This window comes from Peristeroidobacter soli (genome assembly GCF_004138485.1).
GTDB lineage: Bacteria > Pseudomonadota > Gammaproteobacteria > Steroidobacterales > Steroidobacteraceae > Steroidobacter > Steroidobacter soli.
This window is the reverse complement of the sequence record NZ_RYEV01000008.1, coordinates 384,683-396,326: the sequence shown is the minus strand read 5'-3', so window position 1 is coordinate 396,326 and position 11,644 is coordinate 384,683. Positions and strand designations below refer to the sequence as shown.

The 11,644-nt window shown below is 61.4% G+C and carries 12 protein-coding genes; 4 read left to right on the top strand and 8 right to left on the bottom strand.

Annotation, left to right across the window (positions count from 1 at the left end; translation table 11 throughout):
• Positions 1-70: 70 nt before the first annotated feature.
• Positions 71-931, bottom strand: a complete 861-nt coding sequence (locus EKO19_RS32875) for an acyl-CoA thioesterase (protein WP_129781640.1) — start codon at positions 929-931, stop codon at positions 71-73.
• Positions 932-933: 2 nt separating this feature from the next.
• On the bottom strand, positions 934-1,998 hold the full coding sequence (locus tag EKO19_RS32870; protein ID WP_129781689.1) for an NAD(P)/FAD-dependent oxidoreductase: 1,065 nt from the start codon (positions 1,996-1,998) through the stop codon (positions 934-936).
• 297 nt (positions 1,999-2,295) lie between these two features.
• Here EKO19_RS32870 and EKO19_RS32865 point away from each other — a divergent pair, with 297 nt between their 5' ends.
• From EKO19_RS32865 to EKO19_RS32850, 4 genes are read left to right on the top strand one after another with little or no spacing between them, the layout of a single operon-like run.
• Positions 2,296-2,775 (top strand): (2Fe-2S)-binding protein, encoded by a 480-nt coding sequence (locus EKO19_RS32865; protein ID WP_129781639.1) that lies wholly within the window; start codon positions 2,296-2,298, stop codon positions 2,773-2,775.
• A gap of 12 nt (positions 2,776-2,787) precedes the next feature.
• A complete protein-coding gene (locus EKO19_RS32860; RefSeq protein WP_129781638.1) occupies positions 2,788-5,046 on the top strand; it encodes a xanthine dehydrogenase family protein molybdopterin-binding subunit in 2,259 nt (752 codons plus the stop codon).
• Between the two features lie 10 nt (positions 5,047-5,056).
• Positions 5,057-5,398 carry a hypothetical protein gene (locus EKO19_RS32855; protein ID WP_129781637.1) on the top strand — a complete coding sequence of 114 codons (342 nt, stop codon included), beginning with the start codon at positions 5,057-5,059 and terminating at the stop codon, positions 5,396-5,398.
• A gap of 51 nt (positions 5,399-5,449) precedes the next feature.
• Positions 5,450-5,662 carry a hypothetical protein gene (locus tag EKO19_RS32850; protein ID WP_129781636.1) on the top strand — a complete coding sequence of 71 codons (213 nt, stop codon included), beginning with the start codon at positions 5,450-5,452 and terminating at the stop codon, positions 5,660-5,662.
• On the opposite strand, the gene EKO19_RS32845 is transcribed toward EKO19_RS32850, so the two are convergent.
• The 6 genes from EKO19_RS32845 to EKO19_RS32820 form a co-directional block, all read right to left on the bottom strand.
• Positions 5,659-6,435: a DUF5131 family protein gene (locus tag EKO19_RS32845; RefSeq protein ID WP_129781635.1), complete on the bottom strand. Its 777-nt coding sequence runs from the start codon at positions 6,433-6,435 to the stop codon at positions 5,659-5,661. The two genes, EKO19_RS32850 and EKO19_RS32845, sit on opposite strands and share 4 nt — an antisense overlap.
• Positions 6,435-7,367 (bottom strand): three-Cys-motif partner protein TcmP, encoded by a 933-nt coding sequence (locus EKO19_RS32840; RefSeq protein ID WP_129781634.1) that lies wholly within the window; start codon positions 7,365-7,367, stop codon positions 6,435-6,437. The genes EKO19_RS32845 and EKO19_RS32840 overlap by 1 nt, the downstream gene beginning before the upstream one ends.
• Positions 7,368-8,028: 661 nt before the next feature.
• A complete protein-coding gene (locus EKO19_RS32835; RefSeq protein ID WP_129781633.1) occupies positions 8,029-8,475 on the bottom strand; it encodes a hypothetical protein in 447 nt (148 codons plus the stop codon).
• A 31-nt stretch (positions 8,476-8,506) separates the two neighbouring features.
• Positions 8,507-9,148 carry a response regulator gene (locus EKO19_RS32830; RefSeq protein WP_129781632.1) on the bottom strand — a complete coding sequence of 214 codons (642 nt, stop codon included), beginning with the start codon at positions 9,146-9,148 and terminating at the stop codon, positions 8,507-8,509.
• On the bottom strand, positions 9,145-10,860 hold the full coding sequence (locus EKO19_RS32825) for a GAF domain-containing sensor histidine kinase (protein WP_129781631.1): 1,716 nt from the start codon (positions 10,858-10,860) through the stop codon (positions 9,145-9,147). The genes EKO19_RS32830 and EKO19_RS32825 overlap by 4 nt, the downstream gene beginning before the upstream one ends.
• Before the next feature lie 99 nt (positions 10,861-10,959).
• Positions 10,960-11,631, bottom strand: a complete 672-nt coding sequence (locus tag EKO19_RS32820; protein WP_129781630.1) for a TetR/AcrR family transcriptional regulator — start codon at positions 11,629-11,631, stop codon at positions 10,960-10,962.
• Positions 11,632-11,644: the final 13 nt, after the last annotated feature.

Sequence of the window (11,644 nt, the reverse complement as noted above, 5' to 3'; positions counted from 1 at the left end):
AGCCCCCGCCGTGACGGGAGAAATTCGACTTGGATATGACCAGATGCCGGTTAGAAAGGGGTCACACGGATCAAGGACTTAGGCGTCGGACCAGGCCTTCCTGAGCAGTCGATGCGACCAGCCGGCCGTCGCGGGTGAACAGGCTGCCTCGCGCGAACCCGCGTGAGCCGGAGGCCGTCGGGCTATCCAGCACGTAAAGCAACCACTCGTCCGGCCGCGCCGGGCGGTGAAACCACATTGCGTGGTCGATGCTGGCCATCTGCAGCTGTTCGCGTTCACTTGTCATACGCGCATCCATGCTGGCCGCGCCCAGCAGGAAGTAATCCGAGGTGTAAGCCAGCAGGCAGTGGTGCAGAACCGGGTCGTCCGGCACTCGCTCCACCAGGCGGATCCACACCTTCACTTGCGGGTCGCGTGGGACCTCGGCCAGAGGATCGGGCAATTGCGCCGGCCGAAACTCGAACGGATGCTCATGGATTCGAAACGGCTGCGGTCGATCCGGCGCCTTGCGCTTGGCCTCGGCCACAGCGGTCGCAAGATCCGGCACGGCTTCCGGAGGCGGCACCTGAGGCATCTCGGCCTGGCGATCGATGGCCGCCTCGGGCACCTGGAACGATGCGGACATGTGGAAGATCTGCTCGCCATGCTGAATGGCGACCACGCGACGCGAAGTGAAGCCGCGACCGTCGCGGCTCCGATCCACTTCATACACGATGGGATGGTCCGCATCGCCGGCGCGCAGAAAATACGCGTGCAACGAATGCGCCTCGCGCCCTTCGACCGTCGCATAGGCCGCGGCCAGCGCCTGACCGAGCACCTGCCCGCCGAACACTCGACCGTCCACGAGCCGGCGGCTCTGACCCCGAAACAAATCGTCTTCCAACCGGTCCAGCTTCAGCACCTGAAGCAGATCGGACAACAACGGATTCACCTCTACTGTTCTCCCGCCACTCCCAACCGCTTTTGCATGATGGGGCTGGTGGTCGTGTACTGCAGTGGGATTTTCTTGGCGGGATTCAGATGCGCCGCGACCGCGAACGCCGCCAGTGCCGCTTCGTGGAAACCGGACAGAATCAGCTTCTTCTTGCCGGGATAAGTGTTGATGTCGCCGACCGCGTAGATGCCCGGGATACTGGTCTGGAATTTTTCGGTGTCGACCAGGATGGCGCGCTTGTCCAGGCCCAGCCCCCACTCGGCGATCGGGCCGAGCTTCGGATGCAGACCGAAGAACACCAACGCTTTATCGGCGTGCAGCTCTTCGATCGCACCATCGCTCTTCTTCACACGCACCCCTTTGAACTCGCCGCTCTCGGTGATGAGCGACTGCGCGATCGCTTCCACGTAACGCATGCTCCCCGAGCTGACGAGGTCGTGCATCTTCGCGACCGACGCCGGCGCCGCGCGAAACTCAGGCCGACGATGCACCAGCGTGACGCTGCGTGCCTTGCCGGCAAATTCGAGGGTCCAGTCGAGTGCGGAATCGCCGCCACCGAAGATCAGCAGATGCTTGCCGGTGAACTCGGCGGAGTTCTTCACTTTGTAATGAATGCTGGTGTTCTCGAACGCCTCGACCCCTTCGCAACCGAGCCGGCGCGGCTGAAACGAACCCAGACCGCCGGCGACGATCACGGTCCTGGCATGAAAGCGCGTGTCGAGCGAGGTGCGTAACAGGAAGGTATGGTCGGGCAACACCTTCAGCTCGGTGACTTCCTGCCCCATATGAAACTGTGCATTGAACGGCTTGGCTTGCTGTAACAACCGGTCGACCAGTTCCTGCGCACCACAGACGGGCAGCGCCGGAATGTCGTAGATCGGCTTCTCCGGGTACAGCTCGCTGCACTGACCGCCCGGATGCTGAAGCGAATCGATGATGTGGGCCCGGATGCCCAGCAGACCCAATTCGAAAATCTGAAACAGGCCGCACGGCCCCGCGCCGACGATGACTGCATCGGCCTGAATGGCGCCGGCCACATCGGCGGCTGTCACGTTATCACCCACAGTAGTGCTCAAAACTGCTCTCCCTCATTGCTCAGGAAGTCTTCGGCCGGGATTGTACACAAGCGATTCGTTGCGTCAGTTCAACACCGTGCGCGGGATCTGTCAGGCACCGGTCAGCGCATTGTCAGCGAACGTGTTGGCAGCCGTCGAAAGGGCCTTGGCCGCTTTCGACCAGACAAAAATGTCACCATCGGGAGCGATAAATCGCCACCCTCGCGCGCTCAGTTGCATTGTCGCTGGGCGGAGCCCGTGAAAGAATCGATCGCCTTATCCCAGCCCCGAGCCAGGAAGACTCCCATGCGCCTGAACATCAACGGTAAAGATCTCGAGGTCAAGGACGCCGACGACGCCACGCCGCTGCTGTGGGTCCTCCGCGATCATCTTGGCCTGGTAGGTACCAAGTACGGCTGCGGCGTCGCTCAGTGCGGAGCCTGCACCGTGCATCTCAATGGCGCCCCGGTGCGCTCCTGCTCCATTCCGGCGAGCGCCGTCGTGGGCCAGAAGATTACGACCATCGAAGGCCTCGCCGGCAAGGACGGCAAGTTGAGCGCCGTGCAGGCCGCGTGGATCGAGCACGACGTCGCTCAGTGCGGTTACTGCCAGGCGGGCCAGATCATGTCGGCGACCGCGCTGCTGAAAAGCAATCCCAAGCCCACCGACGCCGACATCGACGCCGCGATGGCCGGCAACATCTGCCGCTGCGGCACTTACACCCGCATCCGCAAAGCCATTCATGCCGCCGCCAAAGTGAACGGCGACCTGGTCAGCCAGAACTAATCGGAGGTTTCCATGAGCGCCCTCGAATCTTCGATTCTGTCCGCCGATGCCTATGTGCAGGACCTGCTCCGCGCCGCCGAGGCGCAAACGTCGGTCAGCAAGGTCAACCGTCGCACGTTCCTGAAAGTCACCGGCCTGGTCGGTGGCGGTCTGGTGCTGGCGTTCTACGTCGGCGACAGGAACGTTGCTCTGGCAACCGCCAAGGGCAAGGAGTTCGCGCCCAATGCGTTTCTGCGCATTTCGCCGGAAGGCACGATCACGCTGTATTCCAAGGCCCCGGAAATCGGCCAGGGCATCAAGACCGCGTTCCCGATGATCATTGCCGAAGAGCTCGATGCGGATTGGGCGCACGTGAAAGTCGAGCAGGCGGCGATCAACCCCACGGTGTACGGCCGTCAGAGCGCGGGTGGCTCGCGTTCGATTCCAATGTCGTGGGATCAATTGCGTCGCGCCGGCGCGACTGGTCGCGCCATGCTCGTCAGTGCCGCTGCCAAACAGTGGAATGTGAGCGAAGCGGAGCTCACGACCGAGAACAGCACCGTCTTCCACAAGGCGAGCAATCGCAAGGCGTCCTACGCCTCGCTGGCTACCGCAGCCGCGGCGGTGCCCGTGCCGGATGAGAAGACGCTCAAGCTGAAGACTCGCGGCGAATACAAGCTGCTAGGCAAGCGTATCGGCGGTGTCGACAACCACGCGATCGTCACCGGCAAGCCGCTGTTCGGCATCGATCAAGTCGTGCCGGGCATGCAGTACGCGACGTTCGTGAAATGTCCCGCGGTCGGCGGCAAAGTCGTCGAAGCGAATCTGGATGAGATCCGCAAGCTGCCGGGCGTGACGCAAGCGTTCGTTTTGAACGGCACCGGCAAGCCCACCGAGGTGATGCCGGGCGTGGCGATTCTCGCCAGGTCCACTTGGGCCGCGCTCAGCGCGCGCCAGAAGTTACAAGTGAAATGGGATGAGTCGACGGCTTCCAAGGACAGCTGGACTGCGTACGTCGAACAGGCGCAGAAGCTCGCGGTGCAATCCGGTCCGGACTCGATTCGAAACAACGGCGACGTCGACAAGGTGTTCGCCGAGGCGAAGCCCGTCGAAGCGTTCTACTCCTATCCGTTCATCGCGCACGCGCCCCTCGAGCCGCAGAACACCACCGCCGCGTTCAAAGATGGCGCGATCGAGATCTGGTCGCCGACCCAGACGCCCGAGGCCGGCTTGAAACTGGTGGCCGATGTACTCGGCATTCCGCCGGAGAAAGTCACATTGCATCAGACGCGCGTCGGCGGCGGCTTCGGCCGTCGCTTGATGAACGACTACATGTGCGAAGCCGCCGCCATCGCCAAACAGGCCGGCGTGCCGGTGAAGCTGCAGTGGACGCGCGAAGACGACATGCATCACGACTTCTATCGAGTCGGGGGCTTCCACTCGTTCAAAGGCGGTCTCGACAAGGCGGGCAAGCTGATCGCGTGGCAGGATCATTTCATCACCTTCACCCAGGATGGCCAACGCCCGACCAGCGGCGGTGACATGTCGGCCGATGAATTCCCCGCGCAACTCATTCCGAACGCGCGCCTCACACAGACCAAACTTCCATTGCAGATCCCCACGGGCCCGTGGCGCGCACCTCGCTCGTGCTCGATCGCGTTCGCGACCCAATCGTTCCTGCATGAATGCTCGGTGGCCGCGAAACGCGATCACCTGGAATTCCTGCTGGAAATCATGGGTGAGCCGCGCTGGCTGCAACAAGGCAACGAGTTCGCGCTGAATACCGGCCGCGCGGCGGCGGTGATCAAGCTCGCCGCCGAGAAAGCCGGCTGGGGTCAACAGCTGCCCAAAGGCCGCGGCCTCGGCCTGGCCTTCCACTTCAGCCACGCCGGCCACTTCGCCGAAGTCGCCGACGTGAGCGTCGACGACAACCGCAAGATCACGATTCATCGCATCGTCGTCGCCGGTGACGTCGGCCCCATCGTCAACATGAGCGGCGCCGAGAATCAAACCGAAGGCGCAGTCACCGACGGCTTCAGCGCCGCGCTGGCCCAGCAGATCGATTTCGAGAACGGCCGCATCAAACAGAACAATTTCGACAGCTACCAGATCCTGCGCATCCCCAACGCGCCCAAGGTCGAGTCGTACTTCATCGAAAGCGACTTCACTCCCACGGGGATTGGCGAACCTGCCCTGCCTCCGGTGGCACCGGCGATCGCGAATGCGATCTTCGCGGCGACGGGGCACAGAGTGAGGTCGATGCCGTTCACCAAAGAAGGCTACTCGGTTTGATCAACCCGCCATGATCGCTCGCAAGCGGCCGCCCTCGACCGGCGGCCGCGTTTCCGCTCCGAGCGACATCATCAGCGAAGCCATTCGCCGCCACGCCCTGCTGCAATTCCACTACGACGACCACCTCCGCGTCGTCGCTCCGTACTGCTACGGCGTCTCAACTCGCGGCGCCGACTCCCTCCGCGCTATCCAAGTCCGCGGCTCCAGCTTGTCAAACGCTCTCGGCTTCGGAAAACTCTGGACGGTGTCGAAGATGCGCGACCTGCGCATGCTGGAAGAAACATTCACGCCCGACGACCCGAATTACAATCCGGAGGATAAGGGCATGAAGAAGATTTATTGCCGCATTTAGTCAGCGACTCAAACTCGACTAGCCGGCCAGAATGCACTGCTCAGACGCACCGTGAAAACCACGAAGTTGTCGCCGCGCGAGCCTGAACTCAGGCAGTTAGTCGAGCTCGCCACTCAACAGGGGTGCGACCCGAAAGTGGAACTCGACCACTGGAATCGCGAGCTCGACACCCTGTATGCGAAAATGCAAAGCGATGAAGCACGCCACGCGATAGATGCGCTGTTCTCCGCAAGCGACGACGAGCTGAACCGCAGCCGGAGCTAAGCCCGCGCGGCATGTCGAAGTGGGGTCTTGTCAGACTCAGCTAGAGTGACGGCCCTAGCCTCGTAGCGCCGAGGCATTTCGTCGTAGACGCGTCCGTCAAGCAATCGCCCCGTTAGATCCTTCCGTACGCCACCCCACTGCTTGAAGAAAAAAGCCACGGCGGACGCCCGGCACTGCCGGCGTATCGACTTCACCCATTCTTGTTTCATCTCACGAGCGCGGGGACCTGACTCTCCGCCCACAATGACCCAATCTATGTTTTGCAGTGGAATTTCATCCAGAGGGCCGATCAGCGGCTCGCATGAGAGGAATCGAACCGCGGCGGGCACGCAGGCAAGATCTACCACCCGATGCATCACCCGCGCATCTTCGACGCTAACGCCCATCCAAACGTTCGCTGGCCACCGTAGCCGAGCTCCCAGATCGCGCAATCGCTCGCTTCGCTTCGTCAAGATCTGAAACGTATGCTGGGGGCATGCCTCCATAGTCTTGAAAACGCGCTGAATAAACTCCTCCGGCACATCTTCTTGGAAAAGATCGCTCATAGAGTTCACGAAGACCAGCCTGGGCTTCTTCCAGGCACGCGGCGCGTCTATGAGATCCCGATGCAGCGTTGGCGCGAAGCCCGCCGCATAGCGCGCCGCTCCCATGGCCTTCAAACGCTTCGCCATTCGCTCGGCGTAGCAGTTCTTGCAGCCTTGACTGACTTTCAGGCACCCCGTGACGGGGTTCCATGTGTGTTCAGTCCATTCGATACTCGAGCCTTGGCTCATTAGCGCAAGTCCTTCAGAAGATGCTTCGCAATTCGTATGGCAATTGGCTTTCCGCGTTCGTTGCCGACGGCGAAACAGAGAAGATACAGCGGATTGTTGGACGAGTTTCGCAGAACACCCGGCTGCTCCACAACGCCAGCAAATACAGTGCTCAGCCGCTCCAGGAAGTATGCGCCAATCACGTCCATGCTTGCCTTGATAACGCGCCCGCTCACGTCGCCCAAAAGGTCGGCAGTGGCCTCCACCTTGTAGAACTCCTCGTACCAATTCTCCGTGCCCAGCAGGGCTGTCAATCGATCACGCCAGGTGTCCGGAATCGTTCCGGATTTCGTCAGCAGCCTATTCACGCCAATGCCAAGCGGGAATAGCAGCCAGAGATCTATCGCCTTGGTTGCTGCGACAGCTTCTATGGTCTTCCAATCGACTTGCATGCCATATGGGTCGAGAAAGAGAACCGCCCGTTGGCCGGACCAGTCCTCGCCGCGACAGATTCTCTGTATCTCCACATTCGCATCCCCGAGCCGGATGTCAATCGTGTCGGCGCGAGCCGGAAAGTCGCTCTTCAGTTGCGCCAATTGGTGACACCTCCCAGCGTTCTTCTCGACGAAGACGTACTTCTCGAATGGAGGATCGACATCGAGAGCCAGCCGAGCCGAACCTTCCAGCAGACCTTGGGGGCCAGAAGCAGCAAGCTCCGGGAAAAGCTCCTCCTGCGCCACCGTTTCAGTTGAACTTTGAGTTGGCGTGCGATAGCCCGAGCCGGCGAACGCATCAATAAAAGTCTTTCTGAATGGTCGGTCCGGCGTGGGCTTGTACCTCAATGCGGTCGTGTAGCTCTGCAGATACCTGGACAGAACCTGTAGCTTCTGAGTCGTCCAGTCCCCGCCAAAGACATGCGGTGAGCCAGTGTTGCGACTTCCAGTGAACGTCATGGATGCGACCTCATGCACGAACTCGAAGTTGATTGTCTCTAATTTTTTATCAGCTCCAATCGCATTTAGATGATGTGTCCAGGAGATGTGGCCCGCCGCGCCGGCTCATTCGCCATGGATTACATCGCGCGGAACAACGGCACGCAGAACGCATACTGATTGTTGGCACGCGCAGCAGCCCCTTTGAGCTCTCGCACTCACATCCGCGGTTGATTGCGCGGATGGGATAGCGCGCTCAGCTGCGCCTCCGGATGCGTGGAATGTTTGAAGCCAGGTCTTCCGCGTTATAAAGCGCGGCTATCTAGGTGTGCCTGCCATGCTGAATCTGAAACCTAACAAGTGGTGCTCGCCACCGCGCACTTTCAGTTTCATGCAGGCCACAAGTGACATTCCAAATGTTGCTTCGTGTCTTGCCGCCAGTTGGGAGATGAAATTGGATTTCTCCCAGGTACTAAACACACCTTTTTCGTAGGCGGAAGCCACTCCCGTCACCTCAGTGGCTTCTTTGTGCCCATCGTTTTATGGCCGGGTGGCGCACAGCGATGCAAGACCCGAAAGGGAAAAACTGCGGGCGGCCCTACGACCGTGTTCAAGCACCCGGCCGCCTCTCTGAACAGGAGGCGAAATCGAACGAATCGTAGGAGCCCCCCCCAGCAGCTCGTTAGCCCTGACTTGATGACTGGCGAAGTTCTCCAAGCCTGCTCTCCGCAGCCGAAAGTAGAAATTTGGCTTCTTCAAAGCAGGACCAAGCCAACTCTCCGATTGCACAAAGACGCTGATACTCCTCCGACCGAGAAATATCACTACTTACTTCACCAATGAAGCAAAGCACCAATGCTCGATGGGCGCAGTGATTTCGATCTGGGCGTAGCTTCTCAAGCCGATCAATCAGGGGGTGCGCCGGGACTACTTTCTTTACTAACCTTATGAGCCCCCCCAGCGGTGTTTCGTCGAGTTCTTCGTCTGACTTAGATACTTCGGCATATTCCGATGACGAGATCTTATGCACTTCGCGTGCGTACATCAGGAATGATTTCAGGCTCTCTTCGACCATCTGACAGCCGAACAAAGCAAACTGCGCCTGATGCAGGTATTGCGCGTGGGTCATAGGATGGAGCATGGAGAAAAATGCCCGCCGGTCACCGCCGCCCCAGCCCCCGCTGCACCGCGAACAGCGCCGCCTGCGTCCGATCTTCCAGCTTGAGCTTGGCGAGAATGGTGCTGACGTAGCCCTTCACCGTTCCTTCCGTGAGATGCAGCTCATCGCCGATCTGACGATTGCTCATGCCGCGAGCAATCAAGTCGAGCACGCTGCGTTCGCGCTGAGTCAGAAGCGCCAGAGGGTCGGCCTGGCGGTTGCGGAGTTGCTCGACCAGAGAGCGTTGTGCCAGGGGATGAAGCCAGGTCTGGCCGCCGGCGACGGTGCGGAGGGCGGTGACGAAGTCGGCTTTGGTGACGTCTTTCAGGATGTAGCCGGCCGCGCCGGCGGCCATGATTTCGCGGACCTGGCCATCTTCGGCGTAGGAAGTCAGCGCGATGACTTTGACCGTGGGCGACGTGGCGCGGATCACGCGAATCGCGTCGCTCGCGGCCATGCCGGGCATCTTCAGGTCCATGAGCACGATGTCCGGCTGCAGGCGGCGAACGGCGTCGCAGGCTTCGTCGCCGTTGCCGGCTTCGCCGACGATGACGAACTCTTCGCCGTCATCGAGCAGCGCGCGGAGACCTTCGCGAACGATGCCGTGATCGTCGACCAGGAGCAGCTTGATGGTGGCGGTCATGGTGTCATCGCTAGCAATGGAATGCGAATACATACCGTCGTTCCTCGTCCAGACTGCGATTGAACTTCACAGACGCCGCCCAGCGCGGCGGCGCGCTCGCTCATGGTCTGCAAGCCGATCCCTTGTTCGGGAGAGTTGCCAGTGACTTCGGCGCGAGCGGCGACGTCGAAGCCGCGGCCGTTGTCCTGAACACTCAACATCAACACATCGTCATTCACCGCGGCGCTCACATCCAGACGATCCGCGCCGGAATGGCGGATGGCGTTCGACAAGGCTTCGCGACAGATCAGATACAAGCGCTCTTCCAGCGAAGGCGGCTGTGAGCGGTATGCGGCGAAGTCGAGCCGGATACTCGGTGTCTGCGGTGCCAGGATGAAAGCGAAGCGCTGTAACGCCGCCGCCAGGCCCATCTTCTTCACATCCGCAACGCCGGCATTCTCGATCGTGGTCGTGCCGGCTTCGCTGGTCGAATCCGGCCGCAACTCTCGCAGCAGCGCGCGCATCTCGGCAAACGCAAGGCGCGCCAGCTCTTCGATACGGCGGGCCCGACGCTCGCCTTCCGCCGGATCACGGCGCCATGCAGGCACGATCGATTGTGACATCAAGCTGATGGACGACAGCGCCTGACTCACCGCGTCGTGCAGATCGCGCGCCAGGCGTTGACGTTCGCGCATCACCGCCGCTTGCCGCGCCTCGCGCGACAGGCTGGTGTTCTTGATCGCGACCGCCAGATGATCCGCGATGATCTGAATACTCGCGACATCGTCTTCATCGAACGGATTCAGGCCTTCGATGTTGATACAGCCGAACACCTCTTCGCCGAGCACGATGGGCATGGCCAGCTCGGTGCGAACATTGATCGGAATCGGCGGTGGCACGTAGCGGGGATCCTTGCGAACGTCGTTGACGATCTGTGCAGTGCGCGTCATCACCGCCGTGCCGGTCACGCCTTTGGTGACGGGGATGCGATGGGACAGATCCATGATGTCGCCGTAATTGCCGGCGTGCCCGTCGAACAACAAATATTCCCCGTCATCGTCACGAAACAGCAGCGGGATGACGACGTTGGGATAGCCCAAGTGCTCGTGAATCACTTGCGCCGCCGTCGCCACCAGCTCGTTGGCATCCAACCCGGCGGTGATCACGCGCGCGATGTGAGCGATCAACGTCATGCGCTCAGTGCGGCGTTTCTCTCGTTCGTAACGCATGGCGTTCTGAATCGCGATCGCGGCGTGGCGAGCAAACAAACGCAGGGTATCGAGATCGGATGCGCCAAACTTGCGCGGCGGCGGCGCGCCGATACCAAACACGCCGAGCAACCCACCGCCCGGCCCGGGAATGGGCACGCCGATGACCGCGTAATCGCGCATTTCGGGCAAGGAAATCCGCTGCAGCTCGCCGTACCGATCGACGATGACGGGTCGGCCGGTCGCCAGCACTTTGCCGATCAACCCTTCGCCCGGCTCGAACTCCAGCCCCAGCTCGGTCAGCGGCAACTGATGAATGGCCTCGATCTGCACCGTATGACGGCGCGGCACATATAAACCGATGGAGCCGCTGTCCGCGCCGAGCAACTCGCAGGCGCGCGTGATGATGCTGGTCAGCAACGGGCGCAGCTCCAGCTCGCTGGCGATCTCCTCCAGAATGGTATTGAAAGGCTCGCTCATTGCGGGCACGTCGCGGCCTTCGATTCGCAGGATTCCGGAGCTCACGGGAGGTATCCGCGCGCGGGTGATGAGCGGAGTATTTGCTGCGTGCAAGCTGCGTTCAAGTGGACTTTCGAGGCACTGCCTTTGGTCAGGACTTGTCGGTCACGAATGGCCGCCTCCCTTTGGCTGCGGGGCCAGCACGGCAGGCAGCAATGTGCCCATCAGCTTGCGTACCGTCTCGCGCTCCCGGCCCACCATCTTGCGCAACTCGTTGCCGATAATGGCGTCGCCGAGTGCCGCGACCGTCACAAACAAGGTCGCGGATGTCACACGTTCGTGAATCGCTGCCGCGCCGCCCTCGTCGTCGGTGGCGCGTTCGACGCTGTCGATATAGTCGCGCACCACCTCGCCAATCGGCGCCAGGTGCATGGATTCGCCCGTGAGCGCCATCCAGGCGGCCAGCCGGCCCGCGCCGCCCCGGTCGAATGCGTCGAACACGATATCGACGAAATCCTTCAGCTCGGCCTTGCCGGCGCGCAGCCGCATGACGGCCGATTCGATGGTGGTGGTCAGCTCGCTGACCATCTGCCGCATCAACTCCGACTGCAGCCCGGACGCCGAACCGAAGTGATGAATCAGGTTGGTGTGGCTCATGCCCAGATCGCCGGCCACGGCCTGCAGAGTGATGGCGTCGGGCCCCTCGGCCAGCAGCAGCCGGCGCGCCGAGGTCAACGCCAGGGTCCGGGCTTCCTCGGGCGTACGGCGCACCCGGGGGACGGGAGATTTCGCCGGATTCTTGCCGGTCGGCCGTGGTGCTTTTTTCGGCTGGGTCACTATTGACAACACT

Coding starts and splice junctions, on each gene's coding strand:
- EKO19_RS32865 (WP_129781639.1), top strand. CDS start 2,296: ATGCGCCTGAACATCAACGGTAAAGATCTCGAGGTCAAGGACGCCGAC.
- EKO19_RS32860 (WP_129781638.1), top strand. CDS start 2,788: ATGAGCGCCCTCGAATCTTCGATTCTGTCCGCCGATGCCTATGTGCAG.
- EKO19_RS32855 (WP_129781637.1), top strand. CDS start 5,057: ATGATCGCTCGCAAGCGGCCGCCCTCGACCGGCGGCCGCGTTTCCGCT.
- EKO19_RS32845 (WP_129781635.1), bottom strand. CDS start 6,435: ATGAGCCAAGGCTCGAGTATCGAATGGACTGAACACACATGGAACCCC.
- EKO19_RS32840 (WP_129781634.1), bottom strand. CDS start 7,367: ATGACGTTCACTGGAAGTCGCAACACTGGCTCACCGCATGTCTTTGGC.
- EKO19_RS32835 (WP_129781633.1), bottom strand. CDS start 8,475: ATGACCCACGCGCAATACCTGCATCAGGCGCAGTTTGCTTTGTTCGGC.
- EKO19_RS32830 (WP_129781632.1), bottom strand. CDS start 9,148: ATGACCGCCACCATCAAGCTGCTCCTGGTCGACGATCACGGCATCGTT.